Raw genomic sequence first — 543 nt, 5'->3', positions numbered from 1 at the left:
GACACTGTTCCCTGAAAACTGCATATTAAAATATCTAATAAACATTAATAATGTTTAGACATCCGAGGTGCGGCATATACGATAAGATATGCCAAACCAAGAAACAAACCGAAATGATGAAAATCAAAAAAAGCCGTCAGGTATAACGCTATATATCTGATAAAGGTTAAGCTATAAAGAGCACAGGGCGGATGCCTAGGCACTGAGAGCCGACGAAGGACGTGACAAGCTGCGATAAGCTGCGGGGAGAAGCAAATATTCTGTGAGCCGCAGATTTCCGAATGGGGGAACCCACGTGAGCAAACCTCACGTATCCATACGCCAATCCATAACGTATGGAAGGGAACCCGGGGAACTGAAACATCTAAGTACCCGGAGGAAGAGAAAGAAACATCGATTTCCTTAGTAGCGGCGAGCGAAAGGGAAAGAGCCCAAACCGCGGGATTTATCCTGCGGGGTTAGGACTGCATAATTGATTCGGGATTGATAGGAGAACGGTCTGGGAAGTCCGGCGAAAAAGCGTGAAAGCCGCGTATCCGAAAT

At 46.2% G+C, this 543-nt stretch carries 1 rRNA gene; it reads left to right on the top strand.

Going from position 1 to position 543, the window contains the following annotated elements:
* Nucleotides 1–164 precede the first annotated feature (164 nt).
* Nucleotides 165–543 (top strand): 23S ribosomal RNA (locus tag H8S01_RS13885); the annotation flags it as partial.

Source organism: Lachnospira hominis (ex Liu et al. 2021), assembly GCF_014287955.1.
In the GTDB taxonomy this organism is placed as follows: domain Bacteria; phylum Bacillota; class Clostridia; order Lachnospirales; family Lachnospiraceae; genus Lachnospira; species Lachnospira hominis.
This window is presented reverse-complemented; position numbering and strand designations above follow the sequence as displayed.